This window comes from Candidatus Chlorohelix allophototropha, assembly GCF_030389965.1.
Lineage (GTDB): Bacteria > Chloroflexota > Chloroflexia > Chloroheliales > Chloroheliaceae > Chlorohelix > Chlorohelix allophototropha.
The window spans coordinates 1,967,619-1,992,276 of record NZ_CP128399.1 but is presented as its reverse complement, the minus strand read 5'-3'; the positions used below and the strand labels follow the sequence as shown (position 1 = coordinate 1,992,276).

The window sequence follows — 24,658 nt, the reverse complement described above, 5'->3', positions numbered from 1 at the left end:
CAATGGTATAATAAAGTGTAAACCGATATTGGAACTTATATTCGTAATTCAAAGAAACGCGGAGAAATCTAGATACAATGAAGGTCATTTTGACCCAGGAGATTGCTCACCTGGGAAACACCGGTGAGATTAAAGAAGTAGCAAACGGTTACGCGCGCAACTTTTTGTTGCCTCGCGGATTGGCAAGACCTGCTACTGTAGGCGCAGTAAAGGTAGTTGAACGCAAAAGAGCTGCGGAAGAACGCCGTATAACTCAGCTTGAAGAAGAAAACAAGTCGCTGGCAGAACTTATTGCTAAGCAAACTCTCACCATCACTGCCAAGGTTGGGCGAGAGGGTCGCCTTTATGGCTCGGTAACTGCTGCTCAAATTGCTGAAGTTTTGAGTGCAAAAATCGGTCATGAAATTGATCGCCGCAAGGTTGAACTCACCGAAAACATTCACACTACCGGTTCTTATGAGGTTGCTATCAAATTAGTAGGCAAACTCGCACCTAAGGTAACGGTAAAAGTGGTGGGCGAGGCAGAAGAACAGACTGCCGAATAACCCGTTTCAACCGAGAGTTAGAATTTATGTAATCGGCAAGGTGCAAGCCTTGCCAGCCATTCTAAAAACATAATAATTTATGGGTTACGCCTTGTCCCCGACGCAAGGTAATAATCCTCAAAGTGAGTCTAGCCATTTCATTAATGGCGCTCATTTGTAGCGCGTTGCAAAGCGCGGAGTTATGTATATTTACGTGTCGGGTGTCTGAAAGAAGACACCCTTTTTGCGTATATAAACAGACTCTGTGGCGCTTCTGGACGGTTGTAAGCAAAGGCTGTTGTCTGTGCTTTACCGAAAAGGTTTATTTGCGCACGCTTCAGCTTTTATATTGTAGTCGGGCTATCAAGTTTAAAAGGGTGGTCTGGCTATGACCGTTGAGCAAGTTTACTCCCCCAACCCTGAATATAACCGCGATAGCCTGAGAGGGCAAAACCCTAGAGGCCGCTTCAATACAAATATCCAAGCTTCTGCCCCTGTTGAGAAGCAAATTCCCCATAGCCCTGAAGCGGAAGAGGCAGTAATTGGCTCGCTGCTGATTGATAGAGATGCAGTCATAAAAGTTGCCCCCATCCTTAAGCCTACCGATTTCTTTGGAGAAGAACGCGCCTCTATCTATGAGGCTATCATGAGTCTTTACCAACAGCGCGCTCCCGGCGACATTATTACGTTACGTGATGAATTGCGGCGGAGTGGAAGGCTTGGTGAAGGGGACGGTCAGGTTAAGTCGAGTTACCTGATAAACCTGATTCGCGCCACCGCTACTCCGGTGCATGTCGAATATTACTCACGAATTGTGCTTCGCTTCGCTATTATGCGCCGCTTGATTGCTGCCGGAGCGCAGGTAACTGCCCTCGGTTTCGATGATCGTATCGAAACGCAGGAAATGCTGGATAAGGCGCAAGAACTCGTATTTGGTGTAGTACAAGACGGGGTTAAACGTGACGCTGTAAAAGTCGGCTCGATTCTAGAAGAATATTTTGACCGCTTGGCGTATCTCCATGAGCATCGGGGTGAAATCATCGGAGTGCCGAGCGGCTATGCCGACCTCGACCGCTTGACCGGAGGTTTCCAGAACTCTGACCTCATTATCCTTGCTGCCCGCCCTGCTGTCGGTAAAACTAGCCTTGCGTTAGGTTTTGCCTATAACATGGCGATGAAAAATAATCGTCCGGTTGGCGTTTTCAGCCTTGAAATGTCGCGAGAGCAGTTAGTACAGCGTATGCTGGCAATGGAAACGGGCGTTGACTCGCAACGTTTACGCACCGGATATGTCGATGAAAGCGAATGGGATAGATTAACCCGCTCATTTGGACGGCTTGCCACTGCGCCTATCTACATAGATGACTCGGCGGGCATAACCATTATGGAATTGCGTAGCAAAGCGCGCCGCCTTCATGCAGAATACGGTATCGAGTGTTTGGTAATTGACTACCTCCAATTGATGATCGGCTCTCGCAATGAGAACCGGGTGCAAGAAGTCTCGGAAATTTCCCGCAATCTTAAAGCGCTTGCCCGCGAACTCAATATTCCGGTTATATGCTTGAGCCAGTTGAGCCGCGCAGTGGAAAGCCGCACCAGCCATGTACCACAGCTAAGCGACTTGCGTGAGTCAGGCTCGATTGAGCAGGACGCAGATATTGTAATGTTTATCTATCGCGATGAACTATACAACCCGGAAACTGAGAAAAAGAATATTGCTGAAGTCCATGTTGCCAAACATCGCAACGGCCCGGTTGGAACAGTCCAACTCTTCTTCCATAATAAGACCACGCGCTTTACTGACCTTGAAACCATGCGCCAATAGGGCAAAGTAGGTGTTTAATGGCTTTGCCATCTAATCTTTTTAATGGTTTTGATAGTGGGAAGTCAGGGGATTTACGCCTGACCGGAGTTCCTGCCAGTTTTTTTACCCGCTTGCTGCCTAGCATCAATAATCTTAGCGAACTAAAAGTTGTGCTTTATATTCTCTACTTAGCAGGTCAAAAACGGGGCGAACCCAAATGGGTTGGCTACTGGGAATTGGCGCGCAATGAAGAGCTTTTGGAAGGGCTGAAGCGTCCGGGAGACCCTCGTCCCACTGTTGAGCTATTACGCGAAGGTCTAGAATTGGCAGTTACTCGTGGTTCGCTCTTGCGTTTGATGGTTGCGCCTGCCCCCAACGATTTTGCCGAAGGGAATGATTTCGAGCCTTTGACCGAGCCTAGCGCTGTGACATGGTTTCTATTAAATACCTCCGGTAACCGTACTTTTATAGCAGACCTCGAAAGCGGCAAAGTTGCGCTGGAAAACACCAATTTGGTGAGCGGGATTGATTTTCCTGAATGGAATACTGCCTCAAATGCTTCATATGACTCTGTGGAAGGCGCACGGAATGCAATCAATCGCTGGCAGGAAGTGCGTTTGCAATCTGCCCGACCTGACGTATATACTCTTTACGAGCAAAATATTGGGGTATTAACCCCTATGTTGAGTGAGCGACTTGGAGAAGCTACAAAGCTTTACCCGATAGAATGGTTGGAAGATGCTTTCCAACAAGCAGTAACATATAATCGGCGAAACTGGGCTTATATCTCTAGAATATTGGAAAATTGGGCTACGGAAGGGCGCGAGAATTATGGATATGAACGAGAAGGACAAGCAGCCCGCGGAAGAAATGGAAGATCTGATCTGGCAGGCAGCGGAACAGGAACGCCTGGAACGCAGCCCCAAGAGTCAGAAGCCACGTCGGGATCGCGAAGACATGCCACGCCGAATCGGTCTGGAAGATCTGGGTCTAGACATGCGCCGGGCGATGCAGCAATCGACTACTCCAAATATACCACCGGCAAATACGCCTATCTCAACGCCCAACGCCGAACCAGACCAGACTCCAAAGACAAACAATGATTTTCCCCAAAGGCGGATTCCACAAGGTTGGCGCGTAGTTACACCTCAACAGGAAATCTACCCTGAGCTTCCGCCAGAGCCGGGTTCTTGTCCGGTTTGCAGAGGAACTGGCTGGTTACGAATGGATGCGCAGGTTGGTGACCCCAACTTTGGGAGGATTATTCCTTGCGGTTGTAAAATAGACGAACAACTTGCGGGCGAATTTGAGAGGCTGAAGAAGCTCAGTAACCTCGATGCTTTCCGCAATATGACCTTTGAAAATTTTAATCGCCTTAGGGGCGTGCGCGAAAATTTCGAAATCTCTGTGCAATATGCCCGTGACCCCAACGGATGGTTGCTTTTCTTTGGCAACTTTGGCACCGGGAAAACCCACCTTGCCGCTGCAATTGCCAATTATGCGCTACGCAACCTCAAAATGAAGGTATATTTCACGGCTGTCCCTGATTTGCTCGATTATCTCCGTGCCTCTTTTGACCCCAATTCTACCGGCGGTAGCTATGATGATCGCTTTGAAGAAATCAAAAATGTGCCTTTGTTAATTTTGGACGATTTAGGTACAGAAAATGCCAGCCCTTGGGCGCGTGAAAAGCTTTACCAACTTATCAATCACCGCTATAATCTGAAGCTACCAACAGTATTCACCACTAATGTGGATATGGATATGTTGGATGGTCGGATTCGTTCACGTATAGGCGATGCGGCTCTATGTCGTTTGGTTTTGTTTAACCAAGCAGATGACTATAGACAGTTGCCTCCTGAACACCGTGATTGGACAAGAACAAATCAGGGCGTTGAGTCTAGGGGGAATAAGCCGCAAAACAATACTCGTGTTGGAAATAACACGCCACCTACACGCCGCGACCACCGCTAATAACTAAAGAATTTAGTTTCCCCCTTCCGAACAGGTAGGGGGAATTAGTGTTTCAAGGAAAAAATCAGACAGTGCTAATTGATGCGCATGCACATCTTGATCTCGAACATTATGATCATGACCGTGATCAAACCATAGAACGCGCTAAGGCAAATGGGATTGAGCGAATCATAAATGTAGGGATTGAATCTTCGCGCTGGCAAAATTCGCTCGAACTAGCGCGACAGAATCAAGGCTATATTTATTTGGCGTTAGGTTTACATCCTAACGATATTAATCGAGAGCAAAACCCTGATGAAGCCTTGCTTTATTTAGAAAAGCTGGCTATTGACAACCCTAATATAATCGTAGCGATTGGCGAAACAGGACTGGATTATTATCACAAAGATACCACTCCCGAACTACAAGAAGAATATTTTTTGAAGCAAATCGAGTTGGCGCGGCGGGTAAAGCTACCGCTTGTAATCCATTGCCGAGATGCGATGGCTGATACCATTGCCCTTCTTCGCCGCTATGCTAGCCAATTGCCAATTATGATGCATTGTTTTACAGGTACACCCCAAGAGGCAATGGACTGTCTTAAATTAGGCGAAAACGTATATATTTCTCTGGCAGGACCTGTCACCTATAAAAATGCACATGAACGTCATCAGGTTGCCAGCATTGTACCTATGAACAGGTTACTGGTAGAAACCGATTGTCCTTTCCTGACTCCTCATCCCTTTCGGGGAAGAAGGAACGAACCCGCTTATGTAAGATTTGTAGCTGAAAAAATTGCCGAAATAAAGGCAATCAGTTATGATGAGGTGGTTCAGATCACCGGGGGAAATGTAAAAGAGCTATTTGGGATACAATAAATTACATGGAAGAACTTGAGCCTGAAAACCTGACAGTGGCGCAGTGTCAACGTGAAGTGCGTAAATTCCTTGAAGAACGGGGTTGGTCGCCGCGCGACACCGAGGGGCGCTATTACACTGTAATTCACGCGATGGAAGAATTAGGAGAAGTAGCCCGCAGTATTACCCATCTAGAAAGTCGCCGCGCTGAAGTGCAAGAAATGCGTGGTGCGGCAGTCTCCACTCTCGAAGAATTGGCGGACGAACTGGCGGACGTATATTTTCACATGCTAAAGTTAGCCGATGCTTATGGGTTGGAGTTGTCAGAAGCATTCATCCACAAACTCGCACGCAATCATGCTAAATTTCCTCTTGACCAGTTTGAGGGAATGGGTTTTTAAATGATAAGTATGTACCAATTGCAAATATTTCTATCGGTGGTGGAGCAGGGAAGCTTTTCTGCTGCTGCCGAAGAATTACATCTGACTCAACCCGCAGTCAGTATGCAAGTGCGTACCCTCGAAGAACGCTATGGTGTGAAGCTATTTTCCCGAATCGGGCAACGAATCGAACTGACCGAAGCGGGTAGAAGCCTGCTAGAACCCGCTCGCAAATTATTATCCCAAGCTTATTTGGTAGAAGAACACTTTAGCGCTGGATTGGGCGATTTGCGAGGTCGGCTTAATATTAGTTATGGGCGTAATAGTGCTGCGGCACTTTATTCCTTTCTTAAATTACTTACATCTTTCCGCGAACGCTATGATAAAGTACAGTTTTCTTTCCACGAAATGAACGAAGAAACCATCCAGAATATGGTGCTGGAAAGAGAAATTAACTTTGGTATTATTACCGGTGTGACACGTCAACGTGGTCTTGATTCTCTGATGCTAACTAAAGATCAGGTTGTGTTGGCAGTTCCCATTGGGCATAAGTGGGAAGGTAAGCAAATTAAAATAACTGATTTAAAAGGTGTTCCTTTCATCTTACGCTCTACCGGTTCGGAGACACGCCGAATGGGTGAATTAGCGCTGCGCTCTGCCGGTATGACTTATAGTGACTTACAGGTTGTAGCTGAAATGGATAGCGGTGAAGGGGTTGCGCTGGCAGTTGAAAATGGGCTAGGGGTTGGGTTAATTAGCGAATCGGTAGTTACTCGTTTTGCAGTAGGTGGTTCGTTAGCTATTGCGAGAATTGAACTCTCAGTGCAGGAACAGGCAGCAGGCGCTGCCTTGTGTCGTGAATTAACCCTAGTAAAACTTGCAGCAAATCTGGATCGCCAACCCTCCCCTGCACAAGACAGACTTTGGGAATACCTACGTACTCAATTGGTTGAGGAGAAAATTCAAAAATGACCGTAAAGCCTAATTTTGATAGCGAATACTACGACCAAGAATTTTTTAATAACGATTGGTATCAAAGCAAGGCTCTATATGGAGGTCAAGTCACCACAATCAGAGCAATCAGCGGTTTGGAATCGGTATTGGATATTGGTTGTGGTCTAGGGCAAGTATGCAAATTACTCTCAGAAGATGAGAATTATAATGTTACCGGAGTAGATGTCAGCCAATTTGCGCTCGATCAAGCCACAAAAGCAGCTCCAAAAGCGCGTTTTATTCAATTTTCTGATAGTCTACTTCCCTTCGAAGATAATTCATTTGACCTTGTGTTTAGTTCTGAAGCCTTCGAACATGTGCCGCGCTCACAACTACCACTTTTAATAAATGAAACTATTAGAATTTCACGCCAATATATCTGTCTTAGCATCTCCATTGCCCATGCCGGAATAGAGTCGCATATTTCGCTTAAACCCAAAGAATGGTGGCGAGCCGCTTTTAGTGCGCAAGGTTTGATTCACTTGCCTGAGCTAGAAGAGTCTTTTTATAAAAATGTACCGGATTATCTGGTTTGGTTTTGCTATCGTAAGCCTGAAGGTTGGATGGGCAAGCCCCAAAACTGGGCAATTGATTATCTTGGCGATGCTGCACGTATTCTTGAATGGGACGAGCTTTTACTCAAGGCTGAAAATTTTCATGCCACCCATATCGCTGAAATAGTAAGCTTTATGTCTCGCCGCGAAAAAGAATTTGTGGAGAGCATAGATTGGTTGAAACAGCAAAACACCTCTCTGCAAGAAGGTCATGACTGGCTAAAAGGACAATATGATACTCTGAATTCTGAAAGAGTAACCATGCTCTCGAAGTTGGAACAATTACAAAAACGCAATGAACAACTGGAATTGGATTGGCAAAATAAGACTCAATATATAACCAGCCTAGAAGAGCAAATCAAAAATATGGAACAGGCTAATGCTTCCGGGTTAAATGGTTTGGCTGGGAAAGCAACCTCACTTGCCAGTGGTATTAAGAGGAAAATAATAAAATGAAACCCCTCGTCAGTGTTATCATTCCTTGCTACAACAAAGCGCAGTATTTGGCTCAGACAATAGATAGCGCACTTAATCAGACTTACCCGGAAATTGAAGTAATAGTCATAAATGATGGGTCATTGGATAATACGCTGGAAGTATTGCAGGCGTATTCAGAAAACCCGCGAGTGAAAATAATTGATCAGGAAAATCAGGGAGTATCTAAAGCGCGTAATGCCGGAATTGCTCTGGCACAAGGGGAATATTTTCAGTTTGTAGATGCGGATGATTGGTTGCATCCTGAAAAAACCGCACTTCAAATGGAAGTGATGGAAGCGCGTCCTGATATTGGATTGGTATATTGCGACTGGTATGTAGTCTATCCTGATCGGGGTATTACGGAAGAGCTACCTATAACCCGTCATATAATGCCATTGCAGGAAGAGCTTTTAACTGCTCTTTGGGTTGGTAATGTGTTTTCCCCGCTGTCTGCGCTGTTACGGCGTGAATGGTTGATACAAACTCCGGGCTTTCGGGTTGGTGTTGAAGGCTGCGAAGATTATGAAATGTGGTTGCGGTTGGCGGCGCTCGGTTGCAAAATGTATCTTTTAAACCGCAAACTGGTCTATTATCGTGATTTCCCGGAGAGCTTAAGCAAAAATGAAGAGCGCATGAAGCATGCTTATCTTGGAGCAAGAACCGCGATTGCTCAAGATTTCCCGGAAAAAGTAGCAGCAACAACGGTCGAAATGATCAGGTTTTTTGCCGAATATTTTCAAGAAAAAAATAATTGGGAACAACGTCAGGATTATAATATTGTCGAGTTGAGAGCATCTATCAATTCTTTATCGGAATCTTTCAATTCTTTATCGGAATCTTTCAATGAACTAAAAGAAAATCATGATATTCTAGAGAATGCTTATTCTGAGCTAGACGAAGTTTATCATGCTCAAACTAGATATGTGCGTAAGCTTGAACAAGATTTGTCAGAAACCAAAAATTATGCCTTAACACTCAAAGAAAAATTGGAGGAGTTGGAAAGCAATCGCTACATAAGGTTAGCCTTAAAGGTTGAAAATGGTATTGAGCGAGTGCGTAGAAAATAATATGCCATTGAAATTACTTAAACTCCAGACTTTGCTCTACCATAATGAAGCACACAGTATCCGTAAGTTCATCGAGTGTCTAAAAGTTATTCAAGTTCCGGTGGGCTGGCAATTATTTTTCCATCTGGGCGATTGCTCGGTAGAACCGCTATTGGATAAAGAGCAACTTGCACAAATTGAGGCGGAACTCTCTGTTTCGGATGTCTCATTTAAATATACTTTTTTTAATGAGAACCTCGGTTTTGGCAAAGGACATAACAGACTGTTTCAGGAATTACCCGATTGCGAAGCGGTAATAATTCTCAACCCCGATACAGTTTTCCCCTATCACTTTTTCTCACGCTTGGTTGCAATGGCAGAGACTCACCCCGATTACGGCATTATTGAGGCACGTCAATACCCTCTTGAACATCCTAAAGCCTTTGATTACCAAACTTATGAGGGTGCATGGGCAAGCATGGCGTGTAGTCTTGTAAAATATGAAGCATTTAAACGCTGTAATGGCTTTGACGAGAACATTTTTCTATATGCGGAAGATACCGATATTAGCTGGCGTATTCGAGCATTAGGTTACAAGATATATTATTGCCCGAATGGCTGGTTTTATCATGTAAAGCGACTTAATCAAACGGGTTTAGTTGCTTCCAAAAGTGAGCTGTTTTATTCGCCGATATATAGCCTTATGCTTCAAGCGAAATATGGGCGCGAAGATTTAAACGAAAATGCCTTAGCCTGGCTGAAGCGAAATACCGAACCTATAAATAAAGCTATTCTTGAGGGTTATGAAAAAGCGCTGGAAAATATGACTCCTGCCACGCCGGAGGAACGGAAAGTAGCTAGGTTTGAAGGTTCTGGTTTCTACGCCCACCACCGTTGGAAATATGATTCGTTCCGTGACAAGTTTGGAAGGAGCGATCAACTTTAATAATGAGTGATCCTATAACTACCGCACAATCTGCTACCAGTAAAATTAATCAAGCTGAAAATCAGATACCCATAGCAAACTGGCTTACTGAACTTGAGTCAGTATTTCCCTCTCAATCTTTAGCAGATTTGATTGAATGGCTGAATAATCCCGGGATTTTAACTAATCAAATTGAGAATGAGGCTTTAAGTTACCCCGTTATTTCAATATTAATCAATTATTCAGGACTATGTCCGGAACTTTTGGAAGAAACTCTTTTCTCCATCTTTGTGCAATCCTCAGATGATTACGAAGTAATAATTGGTACTTCAGAAGCTTGCAAACCGGAAATAAGTAGTTTGCTTCAATATTTACCCGTTTCTCTGGCTAACAGAATCAGAATTGTTGGTATTGAGCAACAAGAACCCGCGTTGAGATTTAATGCGCTGGCTGAAGCGGCAAATGGAATCTTTTTGAATTTTATTGATGAGAATACCTTATTATTTGAACACCATGTTGAAGTTATTAAGAAAGCTCTAACCGAGCATGGTTCGCGGAAGATAATGCAGGTTCTGGGAGTTTCGCGTACGGTAAAACTATTAAATAATACGCTCGAGCATTTTTCATATACTGTCGAAAATATTGACCCTAGTTATACAACCCCTTTTAACTCTTTTCATTATGCCTACCACCCAAATGTACCGCTGGCTTGTCTGGTAATCCCACGGGTTATTTTTAAGGACACAAAACTGCGATTCAGGGAAGAACTCGAAGTACCATTTGATTGGGTCTTTCTGATGCGTCTTGCCAATTTCATTCAGGTGGAAACTGCCTCTGAAATAACTATAAGTATAAATTTTATTGCTACAGAACAGGGAAGTGATAAGGAAACAGCCTTATTGCAGCGGTTGGCTTGGTTAAAAAGTTGGTCTATTCTGACTGAGGTTAGCACTATTCGGCAAGTGTTGGAAGAAAAAAAAGAATACCGGGAATTGGCAAAGCTGGAGATTAAAGAAGCAAAACTCAAACTCGATGAACAGTATCATATCTGGCAGAGAAATTTCGAGGAGTTACAACATTGGTCACAAGGACTAGAGCAAGAATTGAATAGGTTGCAAAATTCCAAAACTGTCCGTGGTTCCAAAATTATCGCCGATAATATCTCAAGGCTTGTTACAAAAGCCAGAGCTTTGCTTAAAAAATGAGGAAATCTACAATTAAATAAAAGGTAAAATAATAAATGAGCAAACCGTTGGTCAGTGTTATTATTCCAGTTTATAACCAAGCAAATTTTATCACCCAAACAATCGGCTGTGTTTTGGAGCAAACCTACGATAATCTTGAAATTATAGTTGTAGACGATGGTTCTACCGATCAGACACCTGAAATACTCTCATGTTATAAAGATAACCCCCGTATCAAAATAATACACCAGCAAAACTCGGGGGTTGAAACTGCCCGTAACACTGGAATCGCGGCTATAACAGGTGACTATGTGCAGTTTCTGGATGGCGATGATTGGCTTCATCCCCAAAAAATAGAACTCCAAGTGGAAATACTGGAAAATGAGCCTCAATACGGGTTGTCTTACTCTGAATTTTATGCTGCCAAGAGTGAAGATGAAATTGAAGAGTGGGACTCTTGCAAGCGGCGATGCCTTGGACCAGCGGAAGGTGATATATTCGATAGTTTGTGGTTACAAGGCGTATTCCCAATCCATACCGCGTTGGTTCGGCGTGAATGGATACAAAAAGCCGGATACTTTAACAAAGACTTGCTGGCAGCCAATGAAGACTGGGAATATTGGCTGCGTATAGTCGGTTTGGGCTGTCAGGTGCACTACCTCGATTTTAGAGGGGCATATTACCGCATGCATGATTCCAACAACAGTCGTAAAGAAGAACGCATGAGAACCAGCCTGATTAAAGCCCGCCAATTAATTGCAGCACAATTTCCCGATAAAGTGGGGAAATCCACAGATTTTGCCATTCGCAGGTTACTTAAAATGGCAGATGATGTGCGTGCGTGGGCAAATCACCTTGAAGAAGACAATAAAACCTTGCAAGCATTACTACATTCCTATGCTGAGGGTAATAAGTCTGTTGCAGATCAACCAACGACACCCGCCGACTATATCCAATTTCTAGAAAGTGAAGTTTCTCGCAAAAACGAGCATATTCAAAAGCTGGAAGAGCAGTTCCAGCGATTAGATAGTGAACACTCCTCTAGTCTGGAATTTCAGCTGAAAAGTAAGGCGGTTCACCTTAGAACAAGAATAGATAAACTATTGAAGAGGAAAGCATGACCAAAGCACTGATAACCGGTGGCGCGGGCTTTATCGGCTCTCATCTGGCTGAGTATTTGCTAAATTTGGGTCAAGAAGTTTACATAATTGATGACTTATCCACCGGCAGCATTTATAATATCCAACATCTCAAGGAGAACCCACGCTTTCATTATGTGATTGATACTATGATGCACGAACCGGTGCTGGCGGAATTAATTGATAGTTGCGATGTGGTTTATCATTTGGCGGCGGCAGTGGGTGTCCGCCTAATTGTCGAGTCGCCCATTCGCACCATCGAAACCAACACCAAAGGAACTGAACTGGTTTTGAAGTGGGCAGCTAAGAAAAAGAAGAAAGTCATAATTGCCTCTACCAGCGAAGTTTATGGCAAGAGTACAAAAATCCCATTTACAGAGACGGATGACCTGTTGCTCGGTCCCAGTTATAAAGGGCGTTGGAGTTATGCCTGCTCTAAATTATTGGATGAGTTTCTTGGGTTGGCTTACTACCGAGAAATGGGTACTCCGGTGCTTGTTGCTCGGCTATTTAATACTGTAGGACCTCGCCAAACCGGGCAATATGGTATGGTAATTCCGCGTTTCGTAAAGCAGGCGCTATCCGGTTCGCATATCACCGTATATGATGATGGTCAAATGGTACGCGCTTTCTCCTATGTGGGCGATATTGTAGGGGCGCTAGAAAAACTAATGGCGCATCCAGATACAGCAGGAAAGATTTATAATATCGGAAATCCAGAACCGGTAACAATCGAAAATCTTGCTCGTCGGGTGATTGAGCTTACCGGCAGTAAATCCACCATCGAATATGTGCCTTATATCAACGCCTATACCGAAGGATTTGAAGATATCCGAGAGCGCGTGCCGGACATCACTAAGGTTCAAAAGATGATCGGATTTGAACCTAAAGTATCACTGGATGAAATTTTGAGGCGCGTAATAGACCATTTTCGCGACAACGAGAATGTCTAATCGGAGTTAGAACTTTTACTATGGGATGGCAAAATGTCCTTTGAATTGTGTGCCATCTACATGGAAATTGTGCGATTTAGTCAAAAAGCCAGCTTACCCACGAGTAAGTTGGCTTTCAACTGCTTTATGCCTGTCAACATGGAAAAAGAGGTTTCGTTCTTACCCATTGACCGAACGCAAGACCCTCTACAAGCCTACTACTGAACTACGCCCGTAAGCTACGGTTGGGTCGGTAATTACATTAATCAGCGCCGGTTTTTGCCGTTGTTTGGCAAACTCAAAAGCTCGTTCTAGAGCAGGGCAAATATCTTCAGGACGTTCCACCCGCTCACCGTAACCGCCCAAGCCTTCTGCCATTTTCTCATACTGTACCGTTTGAGAAAGTTCGGCGGCGATGCTGTTACCGAAAAACATCTTTTGTGGATGTTTTATCTGCCCCCATGCGCCGTCATTGCCAATTACACATACAACCGGAATATTCTGTCGCGCCATTGCTTCCAGATCCATCCCGTTTAAGCCGAAGCTACCATCTCCAAATAGCAATAGCACTTGCTTATCAGGACGTGCCAATTTGGCGGCAATGGCATAGCCGGGTCCCACTCCTAAAGTACCCATTGCTCCGGGGTCGAGCCAGTGGGCAGGTTCATTTACTCGAATCACCCGCGCCCCAAACGTTACAATATCGCCACCATCTCCGATAACAGTTGCATCTCGATCAAGAAAATCGCGGATTTCGCGACACAAACGCAACGGATGAATCGGTACTGCATCGCTGTTCATCAATGGCTCATCTTTTGCCAGTTGCTTGGCTTCATTTTCATGCAGAGTTTTCAACCAATCATGTCGCGCGTTGCTTTCACCTTTATTGCGCCAGCCGGGAAGGTTTAAGGCTCTTATTATCTGATCCAACGCTAAGCCTACATCCGCTGCAATAGCAAGCGTTGGGCTTTTGTTTACGCCCACTTCGCGCGGTTCAACATCCATCCAGATTATTTTTGTGTCCGCGCCGATACCCTCACCAAAATTCAACCGGAAATCCAGCGGTGTTCCGATAATCAGCAACACATCGGCATTTTTAAGGGCATGCTTGCGGCTCAGTGAAAAGAAAAGAGGATGGTCGCTCGGTAGCAAACCGCGCCCCATGCCGTTCAAATAAGTGGGAATCTGAAGATTTTCAACCAGTTGGCGGAAGGGCGCAACCCCCCGACACCACCATACTGCCCCACCCGCCATTATAGCCGGACGTTCTGCTTGCGCCAGCAACTCCGCAGCCTCTTCCACGATTTGCGGATGCGCTTCACTCCCGTATATGGCACGATAACCGGGAGCAGGAATGACCGCATCTGTAACCGGTATCAGGTTGTTGAGTAAATCAAACGGAATATCGAGAAAAGCCGGACCGGGCTTGCCGCTCAGAGCAGCGCGAAAGGCATCCCCTACATATTGGGCGATGCGGCGAGTCTCATAAACGGTGCGGGCATATTTGGTAACAGGGCGTACCATTCCGATATGATCCAATTCCTGAAGCCCACCCATCCCATCCTGTGACAGAGGAGCGCGTCCGGCAATAATTATTACAGGGCTACCTGCTTGGAAAGCGTTGGCAATTCCGGTCATAGCGTTGGTTACACCGGGTCCGGCAGTGACCAGCGCGACCCCGATTTTTCCGGTGACTCGCGCCCAACCTTCGGCAGCCATAACCGCGCTTTGCTCGTGCCGAACATCCACTACCCGGATGCCTTCATGCTTGCAACCCTCGTAAATCGCCGCAATATGCCCGCCGCTGAGAGTGAATACTACTTCCACACCTTCACGTTTAAGCATACGAGCTACCAATCGCCCGCCATGTATAGTTTCTGCGCCGAACTCAGCAATTAGGGCTTGTTCATGCTCTTTTGCCATAATCTTCTCCTTTGAAGGGTAAAGCAGATTTAAATTTTAATCAGGTCGCTCTATTTTGCCAGCAAAACTCGCGCAGGTGCGCCATCGGCATTTTCGATTTTAAGAGGAAGCGCCATTAGGGTATATTCGCCCGGTTCGATAGCGCGTAAGTCTAACCCCTCCACAATAACTACCCTGTTTGAGAGTAGCAGGTGATGGGTGCGATAATCTTCACAATCAAACCGTTCAATACTGAGATAATCAATCCCGATAAGCTTTACCCCGTGTTGCAGCAACCATTCTGCGCCACTAGGGTTAATCGCTACGAAATCGCGCCTGAAATAAGTGTTATCATTCCAGAACTCAGAGTTGCGGGTTTTGAAGATGATACGCTCAAACGTATCGGGCAAGTCTAATTTCTCAAGGTCAGTTGCTTCGATGTGTGCCCCGCTAGGGTTAATTTCAACCACCAGCACAGTACCGACCAACGCCTCAAGCGGGAGAGTATCAATTCCGGTAGCCCCTTCAATAAAATGAACAGGCGCATCCAGATGCGTTCCGGTATGCACGCTCATTTTTATCCGCGAAACGTTGGCAGTTGCCCCTTCCGAGATTTTATCGGCTTGCTCAATCTCAAGCAAAGGGTCTCCGGGCCACACTTTCAAGCCGGGATGGATCGGTACACTTACATCGTAGAGCTTGTTAAAATTCAAGAAAAGCTCACTTTCGCCAGTAATTTTTACGCCATTTCTGATTGGCGGAAAGCTTGGTGCGTCCTGAGCGAATCAACCACCACGGCACTAAAAGAAGTAGTGTTCCAATTAAAACAGGTACAATTGAGACATGATCCAGAATCGGCTCATTTAGTAAGCCAAATAAATCATTAAAGACAAGTGAACCTAAGAACCCGCCTACAATTCCCAGCACTGCTGCCATCAAACGCTGGAGGGTGGGAATCCAGATTTTGCGACGCGCTGCCAATTCTGCCAATAAGCCCATTACCAAGCCGAGTAAGAAGAAAATAACCAAATCTTGCCAGTCTTTAAGGTCTTGCATAGTTTCAAGCCCACTCCTGAAGGTTGAACATGGGGAGATACTCGCCAACTACTGTTCCCCGTTTGTTGGTTATCGGTTTTAGCTGTACTTCTTCAAACTTCTGGATGTCCGCTTCCGGTAACAAATGAGCCTGTCGCAATATTCGCGCCATTATTGCCGGATGCACCCGGCTTGCCCCATCCGCTATCTTGAAAGCAAGACCGATTCCGTGTTCCGGAAACCCGGCACACCACACTGCTTCTGCCCCTATCTTGCTGAAAATTTTACTACTGCCAGCCGAGTTCATCAAATCGGTATCGCTACGAGCAGTGCCACCCACCATAAAGCTATGCGCTTGCATTGCCGCTGCGATGCGCCTAACTGCTATAGCGCGTTGGGGTTTATTTTGTTTCTCCCAGTAGGCGGCATCGGCAAGTCGCGCGAAAGCGGTAGCCATCCGAGCGGTGCTCATTCCGAAACAAACTACCGAGCAACCGTCAATTCCGGTAGCAATGTTCGCCGCGTCAAGTCCGCTAAACTCTGTCACCACACCCATAATTTCGCGCTGTAACGGATGATCTGGTTCGGTGTAGGTTTCTAGTTCCCAGCCCATGTGTTTGCATACCAGCAACATTCCGGCATGCTTTCCGCTGCAATTGTTAAAGAGCGGAGCGGGCGCAATACCCTGTATTAACAGTGCATCTCTAGCAGCCTCATAAAGCGGGTAATCGCTACCACAGCGCAGATATTCAGGCTCTAAACCTGCCTTTCGCAATATGCCTAGCGCGGTTTCCACATGCTCAGGCTCACCGTTATGAGAAGCGCATGCCAACGCTAACTCCTTATCGGTTAATCCGTATCTATCAGCTGCGCCACTCTCGATTAGCGGGATTGCTTGCAACGGTTTCGCGCTAGAGCGCAAGAAACTGATAAAATCGTCCGTCGGCGCACCGCTACTCAAAAGCACTCGTCCGCTTGAGTCAGCCAGTGCAATAAAACCATAATGACGGCTTTCCATAATATTGCCGCGCATAACGTTAGCAAGCAGGTTCATTTAAGCCAATCTATCCTTGATTTGAACTCTCCAGAAGTCGAGGAATGATATTTTTGATTAGTTTGGCAAGTCGTGGCCCTGCCTGCTTGCCTACCTCTAGCACTTCAAGATGATTGGGTTCAACTCCCGGCGCACCGGTTGCCATATTGGTGATGGTGCTTATTCCCAAAACTCTCATTCCACTATGGGCAGCTACAATAACTTCTGGGACGGTGGACATTCCCACTGCATCGGCACCGATTCCACGCAGGAAGCGCAATTCTGCGGGCGTTTCAAAGTTTGGTCCGGTCAGCATAATGTAAACGCCCCTATGGAAATTTATCTCCAGTTTTTCGGCTTCTTCCACCGCTATATCAAGAAATTCGGGAGGGTAAACGCGATTGATTGCCGGGAAACGTGTCCCTAATCTCTCATCGTTAAAGCCGCGCAAGGGGTTATTGCCAACCATACCGGGTAGAAAGATATGATCGTTTAAGCCCATCAGGTCTCCGGCTTGATACGAGGGATTCAACCCACCGGCAGCATTGGTTAAGATGAGAATATCAACTCCCAACGCTTTCAACACGCGCACCGGGAAGGTTACAGTCGCCATGTCGTAACCTTCATAGGTATGCAAACGTCCTTGCATGGCGATTATAGGGATACCCTCTAGTTTACCTGCTACCAGTTGCCCGGCATGCCCCTCTACGGTTGATTGGGAAAAGAAAGGTATTTGTCGGTAGGGAATCGCTACCTGATCGGTCAACTCATCGGCTAAAGCGCCGAGACCGCTACCCAGCACAATAGCAACTTTTGATAGCCTGTCTTCAAGCACCTTGCGTAGAAAATCTGTAGCGGCTTCCGCCTTTTCGTATATTTTATCCATGCCTACATTCTTCTTAATAAATCATTCTTTTTCTCTTGAAATTCGGCTTCACTAAGAACCCCTTGATCTCGCAAGAGGGCGAGTTGCGCAATTAATGCAGGTATATCCGCTTGAGACGGATTGGTAGGGGCAGTTTTAGGCGCGGGTTGGGGCTGATTTTGGTAGCCGTAGTTTGGCGGTTGCGCTTGTTGGCGCGGAACGCCTGCGCCACGCTCATCATAATAACGTTGTTGCTGTGGAATGGGCGCGGGTTGGGGCTGTTCATGCATAGCTCTTTCTTGGCGCGCTAAATCCGAAGCATCTCCAAAAAAGCCGTTCTTAGAATCCAGCATTGCTTTTTTGAATTCGTTTGGATTGCTGATGTAGTCGTACTCATTTGCGCCTGTTTCATTGCCGGTCAGGATTTTGATAGTGCCATAACCCCATAACCTGCCAAACATTGACTGGTACATTTCCACATCATTTACTTTATCAAGGCTGCTATCACTGAGGTTTTTGTTGATTATCCCCCAGACTTTGATGACTCGTTCATTGGTAACCAGATATTCTTCCGCTTGCCATACCAGATAGTCGATAAACAACTTTACAAAAGCAATCAAACAGCCCAACGCCAACGCCAGTATCACTACTGTTTGAGCGGTACTTGTCCAGTCTCCGGCTTTTGGCTTCCACGCGAAACCTACCCATAAAGCTGCTACAAAACCTACTACAAATAAACCTACCCATTTAAGGGATTTGAGGGCTACTACGATAATGTGCTGATGACCTTGATGAATTATTTTCTCACCACGTCCCAGTTTATCGTCAATGTACGCCATATGTGAACCTGCCTCTCTTTAATAAAGAGTATGGATCATTTCTGCCGATTTTAAATCTCGTTCCAGCAAATAGCGGGTGTAACCTTGCATTACGATAGCCATTTCCCGCCGTAACTCCGTTTTTAGCCTGATACGTTGCACTGATGTAAACTCACTGCGTTGCAAATAGCGCAAAATTTTCAACGCTTCTGCGCTCAAAACAAGGCTACGTTTTTCCTGTCCGCCGCAAGTTGGACACAACGCACCCCCCATTTCAGGGCTAAAATAATTGCGCACCGGCTGAAGGCTGTTATTACAGCGCACACAGGAGGTTAGTTGTGGGCGGTAACCTAGGTGGGCTAATAGGTGCAACTCATAGGCGCGAATGGTAGTATCAGGGTCTTGATCGTTATTGATGGCGGAAAGAGTATCTACCAACAACCGATAAATTTCTAGGTTCGGGTCTTCTTCCTCGGTCAAGTGGTTGAGCAGATCAACCACATAAGTAGCATGGTTTATCCGGTTAATGTCGGAGAGAAGTTGTGGGTAAGGATTTATGATTTCACTTTGGGTTACAAGGTCAAGATTGCGCCCGGCAGCGATTAACAAACGTGATTGAGTGAATAGACCAACATGCCCCCCTAACCTACTGTTAGTACGGCGCACGCCTTTTGCCACCACTCGTAACTTGCCTCGCGCGGGGGTAAATACCGTTAATAAACGGTCTGCCTCACCCATGTTGGCACGCCGTATTATGACCGCTTCAGTGCGATATAATCTTTCATTTTCTTGATGTGGCAATTCCTGCATAAGGTAGAACAATTCCATAATGGTTGTTTAACTGGCTCAATTATAGCATATCTGTATTAAAATTAACCTGTGCCGTCTTTAAGATTTACAACTATGTTAAGTGCGGTTATTATTATTAGGCTGAGAATCGGTAATTTAAAGGAGAAATTGAATGTCCGTGACCATACTGGGTAGCTCAACTGTCTCCCGTGAAGCTTATAAAGCCTTTTTATCACAACGAAATCCTGCTGCCCCGTTGGAAGTAATAGATTCGTATTACGACCTTGAATCAAAATGGGGCATAAGAGCAGATGTACTGGCAGCACAGATGTGCCATGAAACCGGGTATCTTACCAGTTGGTGGAGCAAGCCCCCTCGCCGCAATATGGCGGGTATCGGTGTAACCGGTGAAGTGGCTAATACTAACCCCAATACTAGTGAATGGGCTTTTAAGCAGGAAGATGGCAAATGGTACAAGGGCTTATCCTTTGCGGATTGGACAGCGGCAGTGAATTGTCATTATGCGCATATGGTGGCATATACTACCAGCGATGAGCGTAATAATGCCAGCCAATATGACCCCCGCTTTAAAGCTGCGCGTAGCTATTTTGCCGCAAAGGGTTGGAAGTTACCGATTGTGCAAGTTCTGACAGACCTTAACGGGAAATGGGCGGTGCCGGGAACGGGCTATGGCGAAAATATTGAAAAAATAATGAACCTCGCTGCCACCTTCACGCCACCGATAGAAAAGCCGCCAACCCCGGTAATTGGAACTGCGGTTTATACTCCGGTTGAAATGCCGGTGCTTACCGATCGAACGGATAACACCTCACCGCAGGCTTATCTGGCTGATCGTAACCCCTTTCGACCGCAGTTGTTGGTTATTCTCGATACGGTCGGTGACAGCAGTAACCCGGATCGAAATGATTTAAATCTTGATGCAGCGGGGTATCAGGCGCGGGAAAATATTTCGATAACCGCATTGCAAAGCGCCAACGGTTACTCGGTTAATTATTATGTTGGAGCAGAAGAGTTAGGAGCACCTGTATTTCTAATTTGCCCTGAAACCGGAGTAACTTCTACAATACATGGTAGCGATTCTGCTCCTTCAAGGTGGGTTGATCCTTTCAATACCGAGTGGAAAGGTCAGTATAACGGTTCCGACCTGTTGAATTATATTGTGATTAGCATTGCTCGCTGGGGTGCGCCAGATGAGCAACCCGGGGTGCAGCAAACTCGCGCTATTTTGGGCTTATCCTTGGATATTGCTCGGCGTTATAGTCTTACCCCGCAAAGGGTAGTAGCCTTGCAGGAAATCAGCCCATCACAACTGGGTGGTACGTTCTTGGTGGAGACGGTACGTACTTTTCTGGGGCAGCAACTTGGCTCCAAGTAAAACACAACACTTTGCAGTAAAGGCAAAGAGCTAAAATCCCTTGTCAGAAGAGGTAATAAATGACTTCAAACTATGATTATTTAGAACCGGTTGAAATTGAACTTAAACGTGCCGATAGTTATATGTTGGTGCAGTGGAATGACGGGCACGCCGGACGTAATAACTTTTTGACTTTGCGCTGGAATTGCCCATGCGCCGGGTGTGCCGGAGAGATGGGATCTAAGGGTCGGCTCGATATTGTGCAAGAACTAAAAGCTGATGAATCAGTGTTGGAGAGCCTCGAACCAATTGGACTGTATGCGCTGCGCCCTAGTTGGAAAGATGGTCACGATACCGGGTTATATACTTATGATTGGTTGCGCGCTCTATGCGAATGTGACAAATGCATGGCGGAAAATCCCGGCAAGTTCCAGAATCACCGCCTTGTGCGCCGATAAGCCGAATTAACGCTTAAGGAATGTTTCGAGGGTGGCTTTGACTGCCCCCCATTCACTATCTAGAATGCTGTAATACACCGAATCTCGGATATAACCGTCGTGTAGTATCATGTGGTTTCTCATAATACCCTCTTTTACGCCGCCAATCCGCTCAATCGCAGCTTGCGAAATCAGGTTGCGTTTGTCGGTTTTGAGGCAAACGCGGATGGCTTGCTGAGTCTCAAAAGCATGTTGCAATAATAAATACTTGCACTCAGTATTGCGGGGACTGCGCCAGTAATCACGCCCTAACCATGTCCAGCCTATTTCCAGATTGCGGTTAGTTGGTTGAATATCCAGATAGCGAGTGCTGCCGATTGCCCGGTTAGAAGCACGATCAATGATAGCGAAGGGCATTTGGGTACCCCCAACTTTTAGAGCAAAGGCGCTCTCGATTAAGTTGTTTATTTCCTCTAAACGGGTTGGGCGTGGGGCTGGTAAATAACGCCAAACCTCATCGCTCTGTGCTGCCTCGAACAAATCCACCGCATGAGTATGCGTCAACGGTTCTAGCCTTACATAGCTTCCTTCAAGAGTAACGGGTAAAATCTTCAAAATAACCTCTTTTGATAATATATTAATTGGTGATTAATATAGCATGTTGTTCTTTTGGGATGCAAGTTTTAATTAATAGAGGGGCAGATTATTGCAACAGGGAACTGCCGAAAGCCTTTTAAAGGTCTTAGGTTGTTTTCGCAGTCAGGTGAGCGCCATCTACTTTTTCCGGATTAGCGACTATCTATATCGACCATGAAAAAGCAGGGTCAAAGCTTGTTGGCTGCGCTCTTTAACACTTTTGCTGGTCATCTAATTCTTCCCAACCTACTCGCTTGAACAGTTCTTTGATTAAAAGATTGCGCTCAAGGGCACTTTTGGTTTTCTAGCACGCCAGATTGTGGTAGATGGTATCATCGAAACCTTATACCAAGGTACGTTAGTCCATGTACTCTCTCTCCAACGTTCACGCTGTGGCTCAAGCTCAATAATGTCGGTTAAAAGCAAACCCGCAGCAGTGATAGCGCGTTGCCAATCGCCATAGGTATGGTGAAATTGCACGTAAAGCGTACTAACCCCATCTTTCCAACCACTTTCGGCGGTCATGGGGCTACGATCAAAATAGCTGCGCACTATCTCAAGCTGATTTTCACCATCATCAGCAAAGCAATCAAAAAAGGGATTGAGCCAGCTAAAAGCAAAAAGCCCACCTTTTTTGAGCACACGCGCCACCTCTTTGAAACTACGCACTATATCTACAAACCCAACTGCCCCGAAATTGCTGAAGACAATATCAAAGAATTCATTCTGCCATTCACTCAAATCTTCTGCATTACCCTGTACAAATTCAAGCTTTGCCTCTACAGATAATTCAAGCTTACTGAAGGCGTGTCGTGCAAATTCTACCTGACTGTCGCTGATATCTTGCCCGATAACATGTGCGCCCTGTTTCGCCAATCTCGCCGACCATTGCCCGCCACCACACCCCAGTTCAAGCACCTTTTTACCGGCTACATCTCCCAATATCTGAAGTTCGCTTTCTCTCGGTACGCCAAATATAGGTCCCCACAGACCGTTTGCACCTACCAAATTATCCTTGTGTTTCTCTTGATAACGCGCCGTCTCGCGATTCCAATCTTCCCGATTGAGTTCAGTATAATGATTTATATTAAAGTTGCTCATAGCTACCCTCTATTCCAACAAATCTATTACTCTGCAATTAACAGGTATTAAGGCTCAAAGTACATAGACAAAAGATTGATCTCATTTTACAACTGTCAGATTTATTTTGCAGTAGTCAAAGCGTAATACAAAGCCAATTTACCGCATTAAGATAGCCAAGCTTAGCCCTTTGATAGAAATAGCACGAAACAAACTAACTTTCATATTGGCAGCTATGCTTCTAAAGTAACTATTCCACCCGAAGGAACGTACTATATCCTTTTGGGTTTGGTTTTATTCAGCCCATTATCCACTTATCGTTTGACAGTCCCAAAACCGGATGATATTATTAACCCAGTTTTCCGAAATGCTCATTTAAATTTGCATATAGATACAATTAGGGAATATCTTCTCGCCTTTTGAATAAAATAGGCGCGGTGCAAATCCGCCAAGCAGAAGATTGACACAGGGAAAGTCCGGTGAAATTCCGGCGCAGTCCCGCTACTGTAAATCGGTTCATCCCGAAAGCCAGAATGCCTGTCCCTAATCGTGCCGTTGCGAACGCCTTCGAGAGAGAGGACGCACGGGTCATACTTCTATGTATTGATTAAATAGAAGTAAACTCAGAATCATTCTTTAAGCCCAGCGCAACATTTGCCGGGCTTTTTTAATTCCCGAAAATGTTGCTATTGGCTAGCATCTCCTCTTTTTTCAAGGCAATGAGTTCTGGATGTGTAAACCGGGCGTGAAACCCGCCCAGAGCTAGAAAGAGGAAGAGACTTGAAAAAATCCTATTTGACTCGTTGGTTTGGCACTGCTCTACTAATTCTGACGGTGCTGCTCGTTGCTTGTGGTGATAATACCGCAACTTCTGTACCGGCTACTACTACAACCAAAGTTGCAACCACCTCGGCAGCTACTACTGCAAGTGCTCTAACCACTACCGCTGCTGCCACTACCGCTGCAACCTTTCCGCTAGAGTTGAAAGACGATGCCGGACGCACTGTTAAGCTGGCTAAAGCTGCCACGAAAATAGTTTCGCTTGCACCCAGCAGCACTGAAATACTTTATGCTCTAGGCTTAGCAGAGCAGGTGGTTGGGGTTGACCAGTTTTCCAACTATCCACCGGAAGCTGCCAAAAAAGAGCAGGTCGGTAGCTTTGCCGATATTAATCTTGAGAAAGTTATTAGCCTCAGCCCAGATTTGGTTTTGGCTACCAGCCTGCACCTCAAAACAGTAGTGCCGACTCTTGAACAAAGAAACATAAACGTGATAGTGTTTGATCCAAAGGATTTGGCGGGAGTAGTAGCTAACATTAAACTGGTGGGTAAAGCCGCCGGTGTGCCGGATAAGGGTGATACTGAGGCGAAGAATTTCCAGAATCGCCTTGATAATGTAGCTTCCAAAGTCAAAAATGCCAGCAAAAAGGTAACCGTTTTCTTTGATCTTGGCGACCTTTATACGGTTGCCGCCGGTTCCTTCCTGAACGATATGATTGAAAAAGCCGGTGGGGTAAATATTGCGCCTGCCGGAACTAACCCCTATCCCCAATTGACAAACGAAGTGATAATTGCCGCCGATCCGCAGGTTATTATTCTCAGTTCTGGGGATGGCGGATTTGTGAAGGATGATGCTGCTGCCATTAGCACCGTTACCGCCCGCGCCGGTTGGGATAAACTTACGGCAGTAAAAAACAAAAATATTCGAACTGTAATTGCCGATCTCACCAATCGCCCCGGACCTCGCGCTGCTGAAGGGGTGGAGCAAATTGCGCTTGCTCTCTATCCAGACCTTTTCAAATAACTATTAACTCATAACATTTCCCTAACCGCTGCCGGAATAAGTAGCTTACTTGTCCGGCGGCGGTCTTATTTTTAAAGTGAAAAGTCATGAAGTGGCTATGCTATAATGCTAATGTTC

General features: G+C 45.7%; 26 protein-coding genes and 1 riboswitch. Of the genes, 17 read left to right on the top strand and 9 right to left on the bottom strand.

All coding sequences use genetic code 11. From position 1 onward, the window contains the following. Positions 1-77: 77 nt before the first annotated feature. From rplI to OZ401_RS08765, 14 genes are all read left to right on the top strand, one after another. Positions 78-545 (top strand): 50S ribosomal protein L9, encoded by a 468-nt coding sequence (gene rplI / locus OZ401_RS08830; RefSeq protein ID WP_341467865.1) that lies wholly within the window; start codon positions 78-80, stop codon positions 543-545. Positions 546-912: 367 nt separating this feature from the next. Further along, entirely contained in the window at positions 913-2,349 is a 1,437-nt protein-coding gene (gene dnaB, locus OZ401_RS08825; RefSeq protein WP_341467864.1) for a replicative DNA helicase, read from the top strand. Between the two features lie 17 nt (positions 2,350-2,366). Then, a complete protein-coding gene (locus tag OZ401_RS08820) occupies positions 2,367-3,431 on the top strand; it encodes a DnaD domain-containing protein (RefSeq protein WP_341467863.1) in 1,065 nt (354 codons plus the stop codon). Then, complete coding sequence (locus OZ401_RS08815; protein WP_341469867.1) at positions 3,325-4,302, top strand: ATP-binding protein; 978 nt, start codon at positions 3,325-3,327, stop codon at positions 4,300-4,302. Before OZ401_RS08820 ends, OZ401_RS08815 begins: the two co-directional genes overlap by 107 nt. A 47-nt stretch (positions 4,303-4,349) precedes the next feature. After that, positions 4,350-5,159, top strand: a complete 810-nt coding sequence (locus tag OZ401_RS08810; protein ID WP_341467862.1) for a TatD family hydrolase — start codon at positions 4,350-4,352, stop codon at positions 5,157-5,159. Between the two features lie 5 nt (positions 5,160-5,164). Beyond that, positions 5,165-5,539: a MazG nucleotide pyrophosphohydrolase domain-containing protein gene (locus OZ401_RS08805; protein WP_341467861.1), complete on the top strand. Its 375-nt coding sequence runs from the start codon at positions 5,165-5,167 to the stop codon at positions 5,537-5,539. Continuing rightward, positions 5,540-6,490, top strand: coding sequence for a LysR family transcriptional regulator (locus tag OZ401_RS08800; RefSeq protein ID WP_341467860.1), 951 nt, complete (start codon positions 5,540-5,542; stop codon positions 6,488-6,490). It begins immediately after the preceding gene. After that, a complete protein-coding gene (locus OZ401_RS08795; protein ID WP_341467859.1) occupies positions 6,487-7,521 on the top strand; it encodes a class I SAM-dependent methyltransferase in 1,035 nt (344 codons plus the stop codon). The genes OZ401_RS08800 and OZ401_RS08795 overlap by 4 nt, the downstream gene beginning before the upstream one ends. Next, complete coding sequence (locus tag OZ401_RS08790) at positions 7,518-8,609, top strand: glycosyltransferase family 2 protein (RefSeq protein WP_341467858.1); 1,092 nt, start codon at positions 7,518-7,520, stop codon at positions 8,607-8,609. Before OZ401_RS08795 ends, OZ401_RS08790 begins: the two co-directional genes overlap by 4 nt. 1 nt (position 8,610) lies before the next feature. Continuing rightward, positions 8,611-9,534, top strand: coding sequence for a glycosyltransferase family protein (locus tag OZ401_RS08785; protein ID WP_341467857.1), 924 nt, complete (start codon positions 8,611-8,613; stop codon positions 9,532-9,534). 2 nt (positions 9,535-9,536) lie between these two features. After that, the gene (locus tag OZ401_RS08780; protein ID WP_341467856.1) at positions 9,537-10,718 is read left to right on the top strand and encodes a glycosyltransferase family A protein; all 1,182 of its coding nucleotides are present in this window, start codon (positions 9,537-9,539) and stop codon (positions 10,716-10,718) included. Positions 10,719-10,753: 35 nt separating this feature from the next. Further along, positions 10,754-11,818 carry a glycosyltransferase family 2 protein gene (locus tag OZ401_RS08775; RefSeq protein WP_341467855.1) on the top strand — a complete coding sequence of 355 codons (1,065 nt, stop codon included), beginning with the start codon at positions 10,754-10,756 and terminating at the stop codon, positions 11,816-11,818. Beyond that, positions 11,815-12,789: a GDP-mannose 4,6-dehydratase gene (locus OZ401_RS08770; RefSeq protein ID WP_341467854.1), complete on the top strand. Its 975-nt coding sequence runs from the start codon at positions 11,815-11,817 to the stop codon at positions 12,787-12,789. Before OZ401_RS08775 ends, OZ401_RS08770 begins: the two co-directional genes overlap by 4 nt. Before the next feature lie 33 nt (positions 12,790-12,822). Then, positions 12,823-12,993, top strand: a complete 171-nt coding sequence (locus OZ401_RS08765; RefSeq protein ID WP_341467853.1) for a hypothetical protein — start codon at positions 12,823-12,825, stop codon at positions 12,991-12,993. Here OZ401_RS08765 and OZ401_RS08760 read toward each other — a convergent pair. The 7 genes from OZ401_RS08760 to recO are packed head-to-tail and all read right to left on the bottom strand — an operon-like array spanning position 12,976 to position 19,231. Further along, positions 12,976-14,691 carry an acetolactate synthase gene (locus OZ401_RS08760; RefSeq protein WP_341467852.1) on the bottom strand — a complete coding sequence of 572 codons (1,716 nt, stop codon included), beginning with the start codon at positions 14,689-14,691 and terminating at the stop codon, positions 12,976-12,978. The two genes, OZ401_RS08765 and OZ401_RS08760, sit on opposite strands and share 18 nt — an antisense overlap. A 50-nt stretch (positions 14,692-14,741) precedes the next feature. Further along, entirely contained in the window at positions 14,742-15,383 is a 642-nt protein-coding gene (locus OZ401_RS08755; protein ID WP_341467851.1) for a cyclase family protein, read from the bottom strand. Positions 15,384-15,390: 7 nt separating this feature from the next. Beyond that, positions 15,391-15,726 (bottom strand): GlsB/YeaQ/YmgE family stress response membrane protein, encoded by a 336-nt coding sequence (locus tag OZ401_RS08750; RefSeq protein WP_341467850.1) that lies wholly within the window; start codon positions 15,724-15,726, stop codon positions 15,391-15,393. Between the two features lie 4 nt (positions 15,727-15,730). Next, positions 15,731-16,759 carry an asparaginase gene (locus OZ401_RS08745; RefSeq protein ID WP_341467849.1) on the bottom strand — a complete coding sequence of 343 codons (1,029 nt, stop codon included), beginning with the start codon at positions 16,757-16,759 and terminating at the stop codon, positions 15,731-15,733. A gap of 10 nt (positions 16,760-16,769) precedes the next feature. After that, positions 16,770-17,624, bottom strand: coding sequence for a purine-nucleoside phosphorylase (locus OZ401_RS08740; RefSeq protein WP_342398970.1), 855 nt, complete (start codon positions 17,622-17,624; stop codon positions 16,770-16,772). Between the two features lie 2 nt (positions 17,625-17,626). Beyond that, on the bottom strand, positions 17,627-18,442 hold the full coding sequence (locus OZ401_RS08735) for a PH domain-containing protein (RefSeq protein ID WP_341467848.1): 816 nt from the start codon (positions 18,440-18,442) through the stop codon (positions 17,627-17,629). Between the two features lie 18 nt (positions 18,443-18,460). Continuing rightward, on the bottom strand, positions 18,461-19,231 hold the full coding sequence (recO, locus tag OZ401_RS08730; RefSeq protein ID WP_341467847.1) for a DNA repair protein RecO: 771 nt from the start codon (positions 19,229-19,231) through the stop codon (positions 18,461-18,463). Positions 19,232-19,382: 151 nt separating this feature from the next. Here recO and OZ401_RS08725 point away from each other — a divergent pair, with 151 nt between their 5' ends. After that, positions 19,383-20,606 carry a glucosaminidase domain-containing protein gene (locus tag OZ401_RS08725; protein ID WP_341467846.1) on the top strand — a complete coding sequence of 408 codons (1,224 nt, stop codon included), beginning with the start codon at positions 19,383-19,385 and terminating at the stop codon, positions 20,604-20,606. A gap of 59 nt (positions 20,607-20,665) precedes the next feature. Beyond that, complete coding sequence (locus OZ401_RS08720) at positions 20,666-21,043, top strand: gamma-butyrobetaine hydroxylase-like domain-containing protein (protein ID WP_341467845.1); 378 nt, start codon at positions 20,666-20,668, stop codon at positions 21,041-21,043. Between the two features lie 6 nt (positions 21,044-21,049). On the opposite strand, the gene OZ401_RS08715 is transcribed toward OZ401_RS08720, so the two are convergent. Together OZ401_RS08715 and OZ401_RS08710 are read right to left on the bottom strand one after the other, a co-directional pair. Next, positions 21,050-21,637: a GNAT family N-acetyltransferase gene (locus tag OZ401_RS08715; protein WP_341467844.1), complete on the bottom strand. Its 588-nt coding sequence runs from the start codon at positions 21,635-21,637 to the stop codon at positions 21,050-21,052. Between the two features lie 291 nt (positions 21,638-21,928). Beyond that, complete coding sequence (locus OZ401_RS08710; RefSeq protein WP_341467843.1) at positions 21,929-22,759, bottom strand: class I SAM-dependent methyltransferase; 831 nt, start codon at positions 22,757-22,759, stop codon at positions 21,929-21,931. 431 nt (positions 22,760-23,190) lie between these two features. Continuing rightward, a riboswitch (adenosylcobalamin-variant (AdoCbl-variant) riboswitch) is annotated at positions 23,191-23,285 on the top strand. 233 nt (positions 23,286-23,518) lie between these two features. Here OZ401_RS08710 and OZ401_RS08705 point away from each other — a divergent pair. Next, positions 23,519-24,541 carry an ABC transporter substrate-binding protein gene (locus OZ401_RS08705; protein WP_341467842.1) on the top strand — a complete coding sequence of 341 codons (1,023 nt, stop codon included), beginning with the start codon at positions 23,519-23,521 and terminating at the stop codon, positions 24,539-24,541. Positions 24,542-24,658 lie beyond the last annotated feature (117 nt).